Below are 16,380 nucleotides of genomic sequence, written 5' to 3'. Positions count from 1 at the left end.
CGGTCAGGCTTTCGAGAGACGCGGGGGAGCCAAGGATTGTTTATCCCCGGAAATTGTCTTTCCGGCGGCGAATTTCGGTGAAGACGGCCACCGGATCCTGATCGTCCAGGCCCACGGCGGCGGCCAGCGCCGGCAGGTCGGCCCGCAGGAAGGGGTTGGTGGCGCGCTCCACGCCGATGGTGGTGGGCAGGGTGGGGCGGTCCTGGGCGCGCAGGGCCGTGACCTCCGCCATGCGGGCCACGAGGTCGGCGTTGTCCGGTTCCAAGGTCAGGGCGAAACGGCCGTTGCCGGCGGTGTATTCGTGGCCGCAATAGACGGCGGTATCATCCGGCAGGGCGCGCAGGCGGTTCAGGGAATGCCACATCTGGTCCGGCGTGCCTTCGAACAGGCGGCCGCAGCCCATGGAGAACAGGGTGTCGCCGGAGAACAGCACGGCGTCCTCAGCCCCATGGAAGGCGATGTGGCCGCGCGTGTGGCCGGGCACGTCGATGCCGGTGAGGGGGCAGGCGCCCAGGGTGAAGCTTTCCCCATCCGCGACGGCGCGGTCGATGCCGGGGATGCGGTCGCGGTCGGCGGCGGGGCCGACGATGGCGGCGCCGTAACGGGCCTTCAGTTCCAGATTGCCGCCGACATGGTCGCCATGGTGGTGGGTGTTGATGATCAGGTCCAGCCTCCAGCCCCGCTGCTCCAGCGCGGCCACCACCGGGGCGGCCTCGGCCGGGTCCACAACGGCGACCTTGGCCGTGGCGGCGCAGCGCAGCAGGTGGATGTAGTTGTCGCTGAGCGCCGGGACCAGGGTCACGTCGAGGCGCCGGGGGGCGGTGGGGGCGGGCGGGGTCATGGCGGCAAACCTATCGCAGCGGCGGGGGTAATGCTAATGGTTGGATCCACCATCGCTTGACAGCGCCCCGATCTCCGGGATTGCCTTGCGGGTGGGGGAGTTCACCAACCATATCCGGTTAAAAACGGGCTTATGAGCGATCTGCTGACGGCGGTGGCGATCTTTATGATGGTGGCGGGGCTGTCCTACCTCGCCGCCCTGGCCATTTCGCATCTGGTTGAGCGGCATCTGCACATGAGCGAAGGCGTGGACCGGGTGGATGAGCGCTTCCAGGAGGCCAACATCCTGTTCCGCAAGTTTGAGGACCGGGGCGGCAAGATCATGCCGCGTGTGGCCCGCCTGGACAATGCGCTGAAATCCGCCCGGCGGCAGAACTATATGTCCACCCGCCGCGTGGCCGACCTGGAGGCCAAGCGCGACCAGTTGATCCGCGTGCTGGGGGAGGAGGACGCCTTTACCCGCCCCGGCCGGCCCGCGCGCCATTTCGTGGCGGCCGTGATCAACCGCCATGTGCAGCGCGCGGTGATGGAGCAGAAGGACGTGATGGGCCTGTCGCGCAGCTGGGCGCGCACCCAGAACGTCCATGCCTGGGCGCCCAATGTCGGTGACGCCAAGACCCTGGTGGAGAGCTACTACCCCCACTCCATGGGTTTCCACATCATCGAGATTCGCGAGCCCTCGCAAGACGGCCCGGGGGGCGATGGCCCGGGCATGGATGACGGCGATATCCATCTGGCGGAGGCCGACACCTCCGCCCCACGGGGCTGAGCGCCATGGCCATCAGCTTTTCCCTGCTGTTCGGCATCGCTGCCGGCCTCACCGCCGCGGGGCAGGTCGCCAGCTCCACCGCCCGGCGTATCCGCCGCATGCGCCGCGATACCCGCGCCCGCCGCCGCCAGGTGGATGAGCTGTTCCAGGCGGTGCGGGACAAGGCCAAGCTGACCCTGGATTTGAAGCGCGAGGAGCGCAAGATGACGGCGGAGCTGGAGGAGCTGCGCAGCAGCGTCACCGAGCATGATCGCCTGGCCGAGGCGCGCCGCGCGGACGAGGCGCTGCTGTACGTCTATGACGAGCGCCGCATGCCCAACGACAGCGCCTTCACCGTCACCATCACCCATTCCAGTTTCCAGACGGTGTCGCGCGGCGCGCCGGAGCCGGTGGTGTCGTCGTGGCGCATGGGCCGGCGCTATCTGGTGTGGGCCTCCAGCACCAAGCTGGCCGTGTCCAAGACCCTGCAACGCTTTCCCCCTGAACGTGGCTACGTGGTCAAGGGCGGCGACCCCTACCCCTCCGATCCCGAGGAGTTGTGAGCCGCGATGGCCGCCTCCATGGGCGGCCTGGGCGCCTGTTCAAGAGGCTGCCGCCGCATGGTGACACGTGGCATTTGGCGGCAATCGCCCCGTCATGGTCCCAGCGTTGCCCGGCTTCCGCCGTAATCCCGGTGTTGAATAGCACCATCGCCGGACGCCTTTCCCCCGATGGCAGCTGCCAATCGGGGTAGGGGGCACCGGACGGATGTTCCTCCCTCGGGATCAGCGTGTCGCCATGTTGCTCAAGACTGTCCTTCTCCCCCTGACGGCCGCCGGCTTCGGTGCCGCCGCCGGCTTGTGGGACCTGACCTCCGCCAGTCTGGACGGCACCCTGGTGATGCTGGCCATCGCCGGTTTCCTGCTGTCGGTCGCCGCCCCCCGCCAGTGGGGTGTCTGGGTTCTGGTCATCGGCGTGGGCGTGCTGCTGGCCCACGTGGTCACCCCCGCCCGGCCTGGCATGCTGTTCGACCTGACCGTGGTTTCCGGGCTGGTAGCCGCCGCCGTCTCGCTGCTGCCGGCGGCGGTGGGCGCGGTTGCGGCCCTGGCGGTGCTATGGGTCCTGCGGCCCAACCGCCCGGTGCGGGTCTATGCGGCGCCCCTGGCCCAGCCCGCCAAGACCACCCTGGTGCAGCGGGGCGCCCAGGCGGCTCAGCGCGCCGCCGACCACATGGGCCGCCTCAACGGGGGTCGCCTCAATGGTGGGCGCTTCAACGGCGGCGCCTTGCCCGGCCAGCCCACCCTGGATGTGGGCGACTGAAGCCTGGGGTGGAGGACGGCGCGCCGCCGTCCTCCCCTGGCTGTGTTATCCCCCTAATTTGGCCCGCCTTTTTACGAATCGGGACAGTCCGTCCGATTGACAGCGTCATCGGCCGCCCCCTACCGTCGCGCCACTTCAGCCCGGGTCCCGCATGGCTTCGGGAAATGTGGTCACACGAAGAACAACAGGGGTCGTTCCATGAAGATTGCCGCCGCCATCACCGTCCTGGCCATCGCCGTCGCTGGCACCGCCGCCGCCCAGACGGCCGGTGACCCTGTGAAGGGGGAAAAGGTGTTCCAGCGCTGCAAGGCCTGCCACAGCGCCGAGAAGGAGGGCGCCGACAAGCTGGGCCCCAACCTGTGGGGTGTGGTCGGCCGCAAGTCGGCCAGCGAGGACGGCTTCAATTATTCCCCGGCCATGAAGGCCGCCAACAAGACCTGGGACGCCGCCACGCTGGACGTCTACCTGACCAAGCCGGCGGCCCTGGTGCCCGGCACCCGCATGGCCTTCCCCGGCATCCCCTCCGCCCAGGACCGGGCCGATGTCATCGCCTACCTGTCCGGCTTGAAGTAAGCGCTTTAGGATCCGGCCTCGCCCCCAAGTGTGGGGCCGGATCGTTGCAATCCCCCACCTGCTGCCGTCACGACACAACCGGTGACATTCGCCGTCTTGTGACTTTTGGGCCCTTGACGGCGGGGGATGCTTTCGTGGGACTCTGCCCTCGCGTCAAGAACGAGCGGGCCGCCTGAACGGTCCGCCGTGAAGGGATAGAGGGAGCCCATGACCAGCCGGATGTTACGCACGACCACCGCCATGGCGGTGGCGCTGATGGCGTCTTTCGTCGGTTTCACCGCGCACGCGCAGCAATATTCCGCCGGTATCGTCTTCGGTGACAGCCTCAGCGACCCGGGCAATCTGGTGCCCCTGGGCCTGGCGCCGCCGCCGCCCTATTACAACGGCCGCTTCTCCAACGGCCCGTTGTGGGATGAGAAGGTGGGCGCGCTGATCGGTGGCGTACCGTTCAAGAGCTACGCCTATGGCGGCGCCCGCTCCACGGCGGAACGGCCCATCGACTTCCTGAACCAGATCAACGCGTTCCTGGCGGCCAAGCCCACCATCACCAGCAGCCAGCTGTATTCCTTGTGGATCGGCGCCAACGACTACTTCCAGTACGCCACCAGCGGTTCATCGGTGGACGCGGCGACGGAGGCGGCCACCGTCGTGGGCAACATCGGCACTGGCGCCAACAAGCTGATCGCTGCCGGCGCCCGCAATTTCCTGGTCTTCAACCTGCCCAACCTGGGCAACACCCCGTCCATCTCGGCGGAAGGGGCGGATGCCTCGTTGCAGGCCAACCAGCTGACCGCCATCCACAACGCCGACGTGCTGGCCCTGACCAAAAGCCTGAACGGCACCAGTGGCGCCCGGGTCATCCTGGTGGACGTGAACACCATCTTCAGCATGATCCAGGCCAACCCGTCGGCCTACGGCATCACCGACGCCACCCATTCCTGCCTGCTGGGCGGCAAGGCCACGGGCTACTGCACCCCCGCCAACATCAACACCATGCTGTTCTGGGACGACGTGCATCCCACCACCACCGGCCACACCCTGGTGGCGGAATATGTGGCGGGCACCCTCACCACCGTGCTGCAGGCGCCGCAGGCGGCGGTCGCGGCCACGCAGCTGAACTTCATCGCTGATGACGGCATGACGGGTTCCGTCCGCGCCCGCCTGAACGGCATCCGCTCCGGCACCGCTGTCGCCGGCGTGGGCGGCGGCATGGGGACCGGCACCTCGACGGGCCGCGACGGCCGCGTCGGCATCTTCCTCTATGGCAACTACGGCACCGGCGACCGCGACGCCATTGCCGGCCAGATGGGCTACACTTACGACAGCTATACCGGCGCCCTGGGTGTGGACTATCGGGTATCCGACTATGTCACCACCGGTGTCGCCCTGGGCTATGGCGACAACCGCATGCGCTTCCAGGGTGGCTTCGGCAAGGACGAACTGCACGCCTACAACCTGATGGCCTATGCTACGGCCAACATGGGCGCCTTCTATGCTGACGGTATGATCAGCTACGGCTATGACGAGTTCACCCAGATGCAGCGCCAGACCGGCTTCGCGCCGCAGCCCTGGGGCAACGCCACGCCCAACGGCAGCACCTATGGCGCCAGCCTGTCCGGCGGCTACAATGTGACGCTGGGCAATGTGGCATTGGGCCCTACGGCGGGCCTGCGCTACACCCGCGCCAGCATCCACAGCTATACGGAAAAGGATGCGGGCGCCCTGGCGCTGAGCGTGCCGGACTTTGACGCCGAAAGCTTCCGCGCCCAGGCGGGCGGCCAGCTAGCCATCCCCTTCGTCATGGGCGACGTGGTGGTGGCGCCGCAGATCCAGGCCGGCGTGCAGCATGAGTTCCTGAACTCCGGCCGCGTCTTCCAGGCCACCCTGCCGGGCGGCCAGGTGGCGGAGACGGACGCGGGGGCCGGCAAGCGCACCTCCTACTATGGCGGTGGCGGCATCGCCATCCAGGCCAACGGCTTCAACGTTGCCGTCTCCTACCAGGGGACGTTCGACAACGGCGACCGCACCGACCACGCCGTCATGGGCCACATCCGCGTCGGCTTTTAATACCAGCGGCACGAGATAGTGACTCGTGCCGCTGTAGCCCGCGACTGCGGGTGCCGGAGATTTCTGGAGAGCCGAAGGCGAACTGGAAACCGAGGAGAAGCCAGCGGATGCTGGCGCCCGGCGCCTGAGGGGCATTTGAGAGGTCACGATCAAATGCCGCACGTATAAGGCCATAAACAACAGTGCAAGGTTGACTGGGGGCGCGGGATATTCCCGCGCCCCTTTTGTTGCTATCCTGGTGGCCAAGAATAACGACGCGAGGGAGGATAAGATCATGTCCCGTTTGCGTTTCCCCTCGGGCTTGGCCGCCTGCGTCCTGGCGGCACCCTTGCTGATGGGCGCCGGCCCGCTGCCCAGCCCCGGCAACCCCGCCGCTGTTAACCCCGCCGCGACCAACCCCGCTCAGGCCATCCTGGACACTGATCGCGCCTTCGCCGCAAAGGCCCAGGAGGTGGGCGTGGGGGCCGCCTTCCAGGCCTTTGCCGCCGATGAGGTCACCCTGCTGAACCGTCCGCAGGCCAAGGTGGACCGGGCGGCGCTCGCCACCCTGTTCCCAGCGGGGCTGGAGCTGGAATGGGCGCCGGAGGATGCCTCGGTCTCGGCCGACGGCACGCTGGGCTACAGCTGGGGCAAGGCCCGCTCCCGCCTCAAAAAGCCCGACGGCACCGTGGTGGAGCGTCCACCCGTCCGCTACGTCACCATCTGGCGCCGCGCCACCAAGGACGCCCCCTGGCGCTTCATCTTCGATGGCGGCACCGTGGACCCGGAATGGGAAGCGGCGCAGCCCAAGGGGCCGTGACAGCGCCTTGTAGTGTCAGGCGACCGTCTGTCGCACGTCCTTCAGTAGGATGTGTAGGTGATAGATATCGCTGGGTGACGGGGCGAAGCCATAACGCTCATAAAAGCCACGGGCCTCGTCATCCTTGGCATGGACCACCAGAGCGCGTATGCCTGCCAGGTCCGCCGCTTGCAGTGTCCGCACCATCGCGTCCTTCAGCAGCCCGGCACCAAGCTTCTGGCCTTGGCAGTCCACGGCGATGGCGAGCCGTGCCAGCAGCATGACGGGCACCGGATGGCGTGCCATGCCCTTGGTCAGACGTTCGCCGGCGTCCGCATGGGCGATTTCGCCGACGGCAAGGCTGTAGAAGCCGACGACACGATCGCCCTTCAAGGCGAGGTAGGTGTTGGACGCGCCGGATTGCTGGCTCTGCAAGGCGTGGCGGACCAGGAAGCGGTTGAGTGCTTCCTTGCCGCAGTCGAACCCCTCGACAGCGTGGGTACGGCCGAGCTTCTCGATGCGCGGTGCGCTCATTTGGCTCGGGATTGCTCGAACACGCTGGGCTCGGCCAGAAGCGCCTTGAGTTCCATGATGGGCTTTGCCGGCGCATCCAGGGCGTCCTGGAAGGCCTGCCATTGCTCGGTATCGAGATCGAACCGTGTCCTATCCGGCAGTGTTTCCGCCGCGCGCGCCAGCGCGCTCTCGATCACGAATTCGCTGACGGACCGTGAGGTGGCGACGGCCGCCAGTTGCAGGGTGTGCTTGGCGCTGGGCGTCAGCCTCAGATCAAGCTTCTGAGTACGCGGGGCGGTTTTGGCCATCGGGCATCTCCTTGACGTCCAAGTATGGCAAAACCGCCCGACATTGTCATGACGAAAGGCCGCCGCAGCCCCGGTCAATGCGCGGCAAACGTCCGCTTCTGCGCCCGCTTGACCTCGCTCTCGAACAGTCGGGGGAACAGGCGGTAGAGCGTGGCGGCGATGGCGGGCAGCAGGATGATGGCGCCCAACATGTTGGCGATGAAGACGAAGGTCAGCAGCTCGCCCATGTTGGCCTGGAACTTCAGGGCGGAGAAGGACCAGGTGGCGACGCCCACCGCCAGGGTCAGCGCGGTGAACAGGATGGAGCTGCCGGTTTCCTGCAGGGTCTTGTAGTAGGCTTCGGCGAAGCCCAGGCCATGCTTCAGATAGGATTGCAGACGATTGAAGATGTAGAGGCCGTAGTCCACGCCGATGCCCACGCCCAGGGCGGTGACCGGTAGGGTGCTGGTTTTCAGGCCGATCTTCAGCTCGGCCATCAGCGCGTCGCACAGCACCGAGACGACGACCAGGGGCAGCACGGTGGCGATGGTGCCGACGACGGAACGGAAGGTGAGGGCGCAGAACACCAGCACGGTGCCGTAGACCCACAGCAGCATGGGCGTCTCGGCCGCCGTCACCGCCTGGTTGGTGGCGGCCATGACGCCGACATTGCCGGTGGCCAGGCGAAAGCGGATGGCGCCCTTATCTTTGGCGCCGGTGCCATGGGCCTTGTTGTAGGTCTCCACCGCCTTGACCACGCGGTCGATGGTCTCCGCCCTATGGTCCTTGGTGAAGATCATGATGGGCATGACGGAGCAGTCGGCGTTCAATAGGCCGGTTGAGGTCTCGACGGGTGAGACGGCGCGCACCAGCACCTGGCTGTTGCGGGGCAGGACCCGCCAGTTCAGGTTGCCCTCGTTCCAGCCCATGTTGACGGTCTTCATCACCTGGGGTAGCGACAGCGTGGACTGCACGCCGTCCACATTGCGCATCTGCCAGGCGAAGTCGTCCACCTGGGAGGCGACATTGTAATCGATGCAGCCATTGGCCGGCGCCTCGGCGATGACCTGGATGATGTCCACGCCGATGGCGAAATGGGCGGCGATGAAATCCGCATCCTTGTTATAGCGGCTGTCCGGCCACAGTTCGGGCACGCCGGCCTCGGCATCGCCGATGACGCGGCGGCCGGACTCATGGTGCGCCCAGGCGAAGACGGCCAGGCCGATCATCAGGGCCGGGATGGCGCCCTTGGGCCGGGCGAAGACGGTGAAGACCTTCCACACGGCGTCGAAACGGTCCACCTGGCCGGAAACGCGGCGGCGGTAGCTGTCACCCAAGGTTAGGAAGGACAGGGCCACCGGCAGGATCATCAGGTGGGTGATGACAATGATGACCATGCCGACCGAGGCAGACAGCGCCAGTTCCTGGATCATCTGGATCTTGACGATGCGGATGGTCAGGAAGGCGATGGCATCGGCCACCAGGGCGCTGGCGCCGGGCACCAGCAGGCGCTGGAAACTGATGCGGGCGGCGGAGAAGGCGTCGGCCCCCTTGCCGATCTCCTGCGTGATGGTGCCTACGTTCTGCACGCCATGGCTGATGGCGATGGCGAACACCAGGAAGGGCACCAGGATGGACATGGGGTCCATGGCCAGGCCCATCAGCACCAGCAGGCCTAACTGCCAGATGACGGTGACGACCGACAGGGCCAGCAGCACGGCGGTCATGCGGAACGACCGCCCGTAGACATAGACCAGGATGGCGGTGATGACGAAGGCGACGCCGAAGAAGCCGATGACGCCCACCGTGCCGTCGGCCACGTCGCCCATGGCCTTGGCGAAGCCGATGATGTGGATGTCCACCGCGTCATCGCCGTACTTGCCCCGGATGGCCTCCAGCTTCTTGGCCACGTCCATGTAGTTCAGCTTGGCGCCGGTGCTGGGGTCGCGGTCCAGCAGCTGGATGCTGACCAAGGCCGCGGTGAAGTCCTCCGCCACCAGGCGGCCCACCTGACCGGACTTCAGCACGTTGCCGCGCACCACGTTCAGCCAGTCCGGCGTGGCCTTGAACTCCGCCGGGATGACGTTGCCGCCGCTGAACCCATCTTCAACGATCTCGATGAAGCGGACATTGGGGGTGAACAGGGAGGTAACGCTGGCCCGGTCCACGCCGGGGATGAAAAATACCTCATCCGTCACCTGCTTCAGCTTGGTGAAGAATTCCGGCGTGTAGATGTCGCCCTTCTTGACGCTCAGCGCCACCACGACCCGGTTGGCCCCGCCGAATTCCTTCTGATACTGCAGGAAGGTCTTCATATAGGGATGTTCTTGCGGCAGCTGCTTCTCATAGGCCGTGTCCACCGCCAGGTGGCTGGCCTGCCAGGCGAAGAAGGCCGTGGCCAGCGCGAACAGCACCAGCACCACCTGCCGGTGGCGGAAGATCAGGGCGTCGAGGAAGCGGGGCAGGGACGTCATCGGGCACTCGGGGGAAACGGGGGAACCGGGAAAAGGCGGTCAGGGGCGGCGCTGGCGGTCAGGGCAGCGCGCCCATCAGCTTGGGGCCCTCATCGCCCAACAGGATCAAGGTGCCATCGGCGCCGCGGACCGCATCGGCCAGGGCCAGGCGGTCGGGGCGGTAGGTCAGCTTGAAGCTGGCGCCGCCGTCGCTGCTGCTCAGCACGGTGCCCAACGCGCCCACCAGGACGACATGGCCATCGGGGGTGGCGACGCCGCCCATCAGGCCGGCCTTGGTGCCGGTGTCTATGGTCTGCCAATTCTGGCCGCCATCGGTGGAGCGGAAGGCGTGGCCCTGAAGGCCGAAGACCACCACGGTCCCGTCGCCCACCGTCACGCCGCTGAACAGCGAGCCCTCATAGGGCAGGGGGCGCTTGGTCCAGGTGCGGCCCCTGTCGGCGCTGGTGTAGACGCCGCCGGCCTCGCCCACCACCATGCGGGTGTCGCCGCCGGTGGCGAAGATGGCGTTCAGGTGCAGGTCGTCATCGGTGATGCGGCGCTTGGTCCAGGTCTTGCCACCGTCGGCCGTCTCCAGGAACAGGCCGTAGGCGCCCACCGCAATGCCGTGGTCGGCGTCGTCGAACAGCACATCCATCAGGGGCTGTTCCCAGTCGGGCGCGAAATTCTGCAGGGTCCAGCTTTCGCCACCATCGGTGGTGTGCAGGATGGTGGCGTCATGGCCCACGGCCCAGCCCTGCTTGGCGTCGATGAAGCGCACGCCGGTCAGGGTGGCGTTGGCTGGGGCGGGCACTTGGCGCCAGCTGTGGCCATTGTCGTCGGACAGCAGGATATGCCCGCGTTCCCCCACCGCCACCAGCCGCGTGCCCGCCAGCGTGCCGGCCAGGATCAGCGAGCGCGGGGCGAGAGGGGCCAGCAGCGCCGGGATGGGAGCGTTGGTGGCCGGGGTCTTCCCGGCGATGGGCGCGGTGACCTTGATGTCGGATGATGAGGGGGTGTCGCCGGCCGCCATCTCCCTCGCTCTTAGGTTGTCTCCGGGGGCGAGGCTGGAGGCCAGGGCCAGGGACAGGGCGCCGGCGGCGAGCCGGGCGGCGAGGGGGCGGCATTTCATCATTCAAGTCGCGGACCGCCTCTCGGTGGCCGGCGCCCATAAAACCGGGAAAGGGATGCTGACCCTGTCACGGGCCGCTGGGGGAAAGTCAGCGGTCCCGTGACGGGGAGGCAGGATTAGAAGGAGTACTTCACGCTGAAACTGATGAAGTCACGATCGTTGATGAGGTTGAAGTCACCACCGCCGAAGAAGTTGGTGTAGTTCACGTCGGCCGACCATTTGTCCAGGAAGGTGGCGGTCAGGCCCACCGACACGGCCTTGCGGCCATCGATGAAGGTGCCGACGGGCAGCGGCGTGGTGCCGTGCACGTCATGTTCCCAGACGACGCGGGGCATCAGGTTGATGCCGCCGATGGCGTTCAGGTAGTCGAAGCGGGCGACCAGGCGGTAGCCCCATGAGAACTCGGTGCCGAAACCGCTGGTGGCCACGCTCTCCATACCGCCCAGGCCCAGGAAGTTGGCGTTGCCGCCCACGTTGGTGCCCGTGCCGCTGAAGTGTACGCCGTCCGGCATGTTGTGCACGATATCGGCACCGACTTCGCCCACCAGGATGACCTGATTGGCACCCATCATAGGCGGCAGGTCCTTGGTGAAGGTCATCTGGACTTGGCTGATGTCGTAGCGGCCATAGCCCTGGATGGTGGTGCCGAACAGGCGGGACGCGCTCTGCTCGATCTGCGCCGTGGTGGTGCCCTGGATGCCGCCCAGGCGCTGGATCAGCGCATTGGTGTTGAAGATATGGGCGGCGGCCGTGGCGGCCTGTTGCGCGCCGGCGGTGGCGCCGGCGGTGCGGCCGGCGGCGGCCCCTTGGGTGGCACCGGCGGCCTGGGCCGCGGCCAGCGAAGCGGGACCGCCGGCGGCGGCGATGGCGGCCTGGACGGCGGCCTGGACCGGGGCCGGCAGCGCGGTGAAGCTGGTGCCGACCAGTGCCGGGGCAGCGACGGACAGGACGCGGTTCACGGCCGTCTGATAGGCGGTGGTAGCTGCGGCAGTGCCCTGGGCGGCCCCCTGGGCGGCCCCCAAGGCTGCGCCCTGCTGCGTCCCGGTCTGGATGAAGCCGAAGACCGAGGGTGCGGCCAGCATGGCCTGCAGGACGTCCACGGCGTCGTACTGCAGGGGCTGGCCCTGACGATATGAATACTCACCCTGAATGGCGACGCCTTCAACACTGGTGCTGAAGCTGACGCCATACATCTTGATGTCGTTGACGTAATCGGCGAAGTAGCCGCTGTGGTTGCTGAACGTCTCCGGGTTGGATGCGAAGTCGCCGAAGCTACCCACCTTGACCGACAGGTCCGGCACCCGGTTGTTGTACTTCAGGAAGAAGATGCCGAAGTCGGTGTCGTCCAGTTCCGGCACGGAATAATGGACGCCGAAGCCGAACTGGCCGTCGTCGCGGCCGTTGTGATCGTTCAGGCGCGGCACGTTGGTGCCGAAGGGCGCGATGGGCGTGACTTGGCCCAGGATGGGGTTCTTGACTGTGCCGTTGGCCTCGATGGCGCCCTGGAAAGGGCTGTCCTTGGCCAGCGGGTTGCCGAAGGGCAGGGACAGGTAGCGGGCGCCCGGCGACAGCGCGTCGTCGCTGCTGAAATAGGTGCCGGCCGGATCCAGCAGCGTCTTCTCCCACTTGAACTGGTAGAAGGCTTCCACGCTGAGGTTGTTGGTCAGGCCCAGGTTGGCGCTGATCATCGGCACCGGCAGGAAGACTTCCTTCAGTTCCGTGCCCGGCTGGTGCAGGGCGGAGACGTCCACCGGGTTGATGGCGTTGATGCCGTTGGGGATGAAGGTGCTTTCACCCCAGCTCAGCACCTGGTTGCCCACGCGCATGCTGAGCGACGTGCCGCCACCCAGGTCGAAGTTGCCGTAGGCGTAGGCATCCAGCAGCCGAGCGTAGGCCGCCGACTGGTCGCGGGCGGTGGAGCTCAGCGTGAAGGCGCCGGTGCGGGCGGCCGAGGTGCTGTTGGCGTCGTTGTTGATCGGGTCGTAGAAGAAGGTCGCGCGGCCGAAGAAGCCGATGTTGTCGTAGTCCAGCTTCAGTTCGTTGGTCATGCGGCCGGTCGCCGACACCAGGCCGGTGCCATAGTTCAGGTCGCCGTTGTCCTGGTTGATGGAGGAGGCGTTGCCGCCGTTGGCCTTGCCCACCAGGTTCTTGTCACGCTCCTGAACGCGGATCAGGCCGCCGAAGGTCAAGGTGGTGTTGAAGCTGCCTTGAAGATCGCCACTGTTGAAGTCCAGGGCGCGCGCCGGCGCTGAAGTGAACAGCGATGTGCCCAGCGCCGCGACGCTGACACCCGCCAGAATACGAGATTTCAGGCACGACTTCCCAAAGACGTTCGCCACCATGCGTCTTTCCTCCCTGTACGTTTTTTTTAAGACACGACCGTTCCTGGCATTCCTGCCTGGGACTCGCGTCCAGCCTCTGTCGCCAAGCCTCGGTTTTCCGGGCGTTGCCGTCAAGCATTGATGAACAGGATCAAGGGATTCCGCGGCCGATAGGGCAAATCTGCAACGCCGTTCAACTCGGATTCGGGGGCGTTCCGAGGGGGTGTTTGCCGGGTTGCCAGTAGGCGTCAAGCCGGGTTCAGGAGGCCACCGCGTGCATCTTTGTCGGCTTCAAAAAAGTTTTGCAGAAGTCGTCCGCCGGGCGGGGTTTTGAGAAGAAGAAGCCCTGAAGCTGGTCGCACTGGTGCCGGCGCAGGAAGTCCAGTTGCTCCTCGGTCTCGATTCCCTCCGCCACCACGGTCAGGCCCAGTTGCCGGCCCATGGCGATGATGGTGGCGGCGATGGCGGCCGTGTCGGTGTTGGAGGTCGCCTCCGACACGAAGGAGCGATCGATCTTCAGCGTGGTGATGGGCAGGCGCCGCAGGTAGGACAGCGAGGAATAGCCCGTGCCGAAGTCGTCGATGGCGATGGAGATGCCCTGGGAGCGCAGTTCCGCCAGCGTGTCGGCGATGTAGGCCAGGTTGGACATCATCGCCGTCTCGGTGATCTCCAGCTCCAGGAATTCCGGACCCACGCCGTATTCCTGCAACAGCTGACGCACCCGTTCCGCGAACTGGCCGGAGGAGACCTGGCGGACGGAGACGTTGACGGCCACGGGCAGCGGCTGCAGCCCCTGTTCCTGCCAGGCGCGGATCTGGGTCAGGGCGGTGCGCATCACCCATTCGCCGATGGGGACGATCAGGCCGTTCTCCTCCGCCATGGGGATGAAGCGGGCGGGGGAGACGGAGCCCATCTCTGGATGGTGCCAGCGGATCAGCGCCTCAGTCCCCACCGGCTGTAGCGTCTCCAGGTCGATCTTGGGCTGGTAGTGCAGCGTGAACTGGTTGAGGTCCAGGGCCTCGCGCAGCGCGTGCTCCATGGACAGCCGCGCCACGGCCTCCTCGTTCATGCGGGGGGTGAAGAACTGGTAGCTGTTGCCGCCCGCCGCCTTGGCGTTGTCCATGGCGGTGGCGGCGTCACGCAGCAGGGCGTCGGTGTCCGACGCGTCGCCGGGGAACAGGCTGATGCCGATGGAGGTGGTGATGAACAGCTGCTGGCCGTCGATGGCGAAGGGCCGGGTCAGCCCCACCAGGATGGCCTCGGCGATGCGGGCGGCCACCTGCGGCTCCGGCAGATCCTCGGCGATCACCATGAACTCGTCGGCGCCCATGCGGCCCACGGTGTCGGCGGCGCGCACGCAGGACACCAGGCGCTGCCCCAGGGCGCGCAGCAGCTTGTCGCCCACCTGGCTGCCCAGGCTGTCGTTCACCAGCTTGAACCGGTCCAAATCCATGACCAGCACGGCGACGGAGGTGCCCTTCCGGGCGCCATGGGCGATGGCGTGCTGCAGACGGTCCTGCAGCAGGGTGCGGTTGGCCAAGCCGGTCAGCGGGTCGTGGGTGCTGACATACAGCAGCTGCTCCTCGAAGCGCTTGCGGTCGGTCACGTCGGTCATGGTGCCGGTGAAGCGCAGGGGGCGGCCCCGTTCATCCCGGATGGCCAAGCCGCGCGCTTCGATCCACAGCCAGCTGCCGTCGTTCTTGCGCAGGCGGAAGACGCTCAGGTAGTCGCCGCTCTCGCCCGACAGGTAACGCTCGATGGTACTCATGGTGGCGGGCGCGTCGTCGGGGTGCAGCAGGGCCTCCAGCGGCTTGTCATGCCAGGGGCTGGCGCCGCCGGGGTAGCCCAGCATCTCCAGGAACTCGGGGCTCCACCACGTCAGGCCGGTGGCGAAGTCGGCGTCGAACACGCCGGACCGGGTGGCGCTGACGGCCTGCTTCAGCCGCTCCTCGCTTTCGCGCACGGCGCGTTCCGACCGCTTGCGCTGGGTGATGTCCTGGATGACGCAGATGGCGGTGCGGCGGGCGCCCAGGCGCATCTGGCTGACGCTGAAGGCCATGGCGAAGACGGTGCCGTCGCGTCGGCGGCCCTGCACCTCCGACCGCTGCTCCCCACTGTGGCTGCCGCCCTGGCGCCGCAGGCTGGTCATCAGCTCCATTGATACCCGCGGCCAGTCCTCGTCGGCGATGAAGCTGACGAAGGGCTGTCCCCCGGCCTGGCCGGGCTCATATCCGAACAGCTGGTGGGCGGCGCGGTTCATGGTGGCGACGCGCAGATCCTCGTCCAGGGTGATGATGCCATCGGCCACGTTGTCCATGATGCCGGACAGGTGTGTCTCGCGCTCGCGCAGGCGGGCCTCCACCCGCTCGCGCTCCACCAGGGCGCGGTCGAATTCCAGCAGCAACTCGTTGGTGGTGCTGGCCAGCAGGCCCAGCTCGTCGTCCGCATGCTGCGGCGGCACGGTCAGCAGCAGGTCGGCCGGGCGGCGGGCGTCCACGGCGGCGATGCCGCGCGTCAGTCGCAGGAAGGGCTTGGACAGCGAGATGTAGAAGACCACGACCAGGATCAGGGCCAGCGCCACCGTCCACACCAGGCCCACGCCCAGCACGATGGCCGAGCGGCGGAAGAAGTCCAGCGCGATCAGGTAGCGGTCGACGCTGACCTTCAGCACGCCCACGTTCTGGTGGTGGCGCTCGATGACCAGCTGGATGGAGAAGGTCTTTTCCTGGGGCAGCAGGATTTCCGCCAGCCACTTCAGGCCGCCTTCCGTCTCAGGTCGGTCCTTGGCGGCCAGCTGGTTGCCGAAATCCTCATAGATCACGGCATGGTACAGGGGGCGGTACTCGAACAGGCCGGTCAGCACCCGTTCCGCCAGCGCCTGGTCGAAGGCGTAGGCCGCCTCCGCCGCCGGCTGGCGCGCCGTGCTCAGCACCTGCTGCACCAGCTGGTCGGTCTGCTGCTCGACATTGAACAGGTCGTAGGTGATCTGGGCGGTGTTCAGGATGATGCCCAGCGCCAGGGTCAGCAGGGCGGTGTTGCGCGCCTGCTTGTAGGACAGGCGCTTGCGCAGCGGCAGCCGCACCTTCTTACGTGCGGCCGCCTTGCCATCCTCCGGCCCCATGCCCGGCGCCTGGGCGCCGCCTCCTTGGCCGTTCCCGTCGCGGGGCGTTCCACCAGTGATGGACGATGCGTTCCCGAACTGTGCCAGGGTACGGGACGACGACGATGCCTCGGAGGACGGTGGGGGCGTCATGCCAACCTTTAGGTCGCGGGGCGTTCAAAACAGCGGGCGGTACAACCGCCTCATCATGACCTTAAGACGTATGGGGTCCCAGAGTCTCGCACTTCCGT

Annotated in this window: 13 protein-coding genes; 6 read left to right on the top strand and 7 right to left on the bottom strand. The window is 66.9% G+C overall.

Annotated elements, in window-relative coordinates:
* Nucleotides 1-40 precede the first annotated feature (40 nt).
* Nucleotides 41-841, bottom strand: a complete 801-nt coding sequence (gene gloB, locus Y958_RS10165) for a hydroxyacylglutathione hydrolase (protein ID WP_186291150.1) — start codon at nt 839-841, stop codon at nt 41-43.
* Nucleotides 842-973: 132 nt separating this feature from the next.
* Here gloB and Y958_RS10160 point away from each other — a divergent pair, with 132 nt between their 5' ends.
* The 6 genes from Y958_RS10160 to Y958_RS10135 all read left to right on the top strand — a co-directional run bounded on the left by Y958_RS10160 (nt 974) and on the right by Y958_RS10135 (nt 6,347).
* On the top strand, nt 974-1,609 hold the full coding sequence (locus Y958_RS10160; protein ID WP_088871890.1) for a hypothetical protein: 636 nt from the start codon (nt 974-976) through the stop codon (nt 1,607-1,609).
* 5 nt (nt 1,610-1,614) lie between these two features.
* The gene (locus Y958_RS10155) at nt 1,615-2,151 is read left to right on the top strand and encodes a hypothetical protein (protein ID WP_088871889.1); all 537 of its coding nucleotides are present in this window, start codon (nt 1,615-1,617) and stop codon (nt 2,149-2,151) included.
* Nucleotides 2,152-2,386: 235 nt separating this feature from the next.
* The gene (locus Y958_RS10150) at nt 2,387-2,908 is read left to right on the top strand and encodes a hypothetical protein (protein WP_088871888.1); all 522 of its coding nucleotides are present in this window, start codon (nt 2,387-2,389) and stop codon (nt 2,906-2,908) included.
* Between the two features lie 198 nt (nt 2,909-3,106).
* Nucleotides 3,107-3,481 (top strand): c-type cytochrome, encoded by a 375-nt coding sequence (locus tag Y958_RS10145; protein ID WP_088871887.1) that lies wholly within the window; start codon nt 3,107-3,109, stop codon nt 3,479-3,481.
* A gap of 207 nt (nt 3,482-3,688) precedes the next feature.
* Nucleotides 3,689-5,548: an autotransporter domain-containing protein gene (locus Y958_RS10140; RefSeq protein WP_088871886.1), complete on the top strand. Its 1,860-nt coding sequence runs from the start codon at nt 3,689-3,691 to the stop codon at nt 5,546-5,548.
* Nucleotides 5,549-5,822: 274 nt separating this feature from the next.
* Complete coding sequence (locus Y958_RS10135) at nt 5,823-6,347, top strand: hypothetical protein (protein WP_088871885.1); 525 nt, start codon at nt 5,823-5,825, stop codon at nt 6,345-6,347.
* Between the two features lie 15 nt (nt 6,348-6,362).
* On the opposite strand, the gene Y958_RS10130 is transcribed toward Y958_RS10135, so the two are convergent.
* The 6 genes from Y958_RS10130 to Y958_RS10105 all read right to left on the bottom strand — a co-directional run bounded on the left by Y958_RS10130 (nt 6,363) and on the right by Y958_RS10105 (nt 16,282).
* Complete coding sequence (locus tag Y958_RS10130; RefSeq protein WP_088871884.1) at nt 6,363-6,860, bottom strand: GNAT family N-acetyltransferase; 498 nt, start codon at nt 6,858-6,860, stop codon at nt 6,363-6,365.
* A complete protein-coding gene (locus Y958_RS10125) occupies nt 6,857-7,147 on the bottom strand; it encodes a type II toxin-antitoxin system TacA family antitoxin (protein ID WP_088871883.1) in 291 nt (96 codons plus the stop codon). Before Y958_RS10125 ends, Y958_RS10130 begins: the two co-directional genes overlap by 4 nt.
* A gap of 74 nt (nt 7,148-7,221) precedes the next feature.
* Entirely contained in the window at nt 7,222-9,600 is a 2,379-nt protein-coding gene (locus tag Y958_RS10120) for an efflux RND transporter permease subunit (protein ID WP_088871882.1), read from the bottom strand.
* A gap of 58 nt (nt 9,601-9,658) precedes the next feature.
* A complete protein-coding gene (locus Y958_RS10115; protein ID WP_088871881.1) occupies nt 9,659-10,711 on the bottom strand; it encodes a WD40/YVTN/BNR-like repeat-containing protein in 1,053 nt (350 codons plus the stop codon).
* A gap of 113 nt (nt 10,712-10,824) precedes the next feature.
* The gene (locus Y958_RS10110; protein ID WP_088871880.1) at nt 10,825-13,050 is read right to left on the bottom strand and encodes a DUF1302 domain-containing protein; all 2,226 of its coding nucleotides are present in this window, start codon (nt 13,048-13,050) and stop codon (nt 10,825-10,827) included.
* A gap of 238 nt (nt 13,051-13,288) precedes the next feature.
* Nucleotides 13,289-16,282, bottom strand: coding sequence for an EAL domain-containing protein (locus tag Y958_RS10105; RefSeq protein ID WP_088871879.1), 2,994 nt, complete (start codon nt 16,280-16,282; stop codon nt 13,289-13,291).
* Between the last annotated feature and the right edge of the window lie 98 nt (nt 16,283-16,380).

The sequence above is a fragment of the Nitrospirillum viridazoti CBAmc genome, from assembly GCF_000730165.1.
Classification (GTDB): Bacteria; Pseudomonadota; Alphaproteobacteria; order Azospirillales; family Azospirillaceae; genus Nitrospirillum; species Nitrospirillum viridazoti.
Note: the sequence above shows the minus strand (reverse complement) of the source record. Positions and strands in the feature narration are given on the sequence as shown.

What these genes read in the sequence shown, in the direction of transcription:
- gloB (WP_186291150.1), bottom strand. Translation starts at nt 841, where the DNA reads ATGACCCCGCCCGCCCCCACCGCCCCCCGGCGCCTCGACGTGACCCTG.
- Y958_RS10160 (WP_088871890.1), top strand. Translation starts at nt 974, where the DNA reads ATGAGCGATCTGCTGACGGCGGTGGCGATCTTTATGATGGTGGCGGGG.
- Y958_RS10155 (WP_088871889.1), top strand. Translation starts at nt 1,615, where the DNA reads ATGGCCATCAGCTTTTCCCTGCTGTTCGGCATCGCTGCCGGCCTCACC.
- Y958_RS10150 (WP_088871888.1), top strand. Translation starts at nt 2,387, where the DNA reads ATGTTGCTCAAGACTGTCCTTCTCCCCCTGACGGCCGCCGGCTTCGGT.
- Y958_RS10145 (WP_088871887.1), top strand. Translation starts at nt 3,107, where the DNA reads ATGAAGATTGCCGCCGCCATCACCGTCCTGGCCATCGCCGTCGCTGGC.
- Y958_RS10140 (WP_088871886.1), top strand. Translation starts at nt 3,689, where the DNA reads ATGACCAGCCGGATGTTACGCACGACCACCGCCATGGCGGTGGCGCTG.
- Y958_RS10135 (WP_088871885.1), top strand. Translation starts at nt 5,823, where the DNA reads ATGTCCCGTTTGCGTTTCCCCTCGGGCTTGGCCGCCTGCGTCCTGGCG.
- Y958_RS10130 (WP_088871884.1), bottom strand. Translation starts at nt 6,860, where the DNA reads ATGAGCGCACCGCGCATCGAGAAGCTCGGCCGTACCCACGCTGTCGAG.
- Y958_RS10125 (WP_088871883.1), bottom strand. Translation starts at nt 7,147, where the DNA reads ATGGCCAAAACCGCCCCGCGTACTCAGAAGCTTGATCTGAGGCTGACG.
- Y958_RS10120 (WP_088871882.1), bottom strand. Translation starts at nt 9,600, where the DNA reads ATGACGTCCCTGCCCCGCTTCCTCGACGCCCTGATCTTCCGCCACCGG.
- Y958_RS10115 (WP_088871881.1), bottom strand. Translation starts at nt 10,711, where the DNA reads ATGATGAAATGCCGCCCCCTCGCCGCCCGGCTCGCCGCCGGCGCCCTG.
- Y958_RS10110 (WP_088871880.1), bottom strand. Translation starts at nt 13,050, where the DNA reads ATGGTGGCGAACGTCTTTGGGAAGTCGTGCCTGAAATCTCGTATTCTG.
- Y958_RS10105 (WP_088871879.1), bottom strand. Translation starts at nt 16,282, where the DNA reads ATGACGCCCCCACCGTCCTCCGAGGCATCGTCGTCGTCCCGTACCCTG.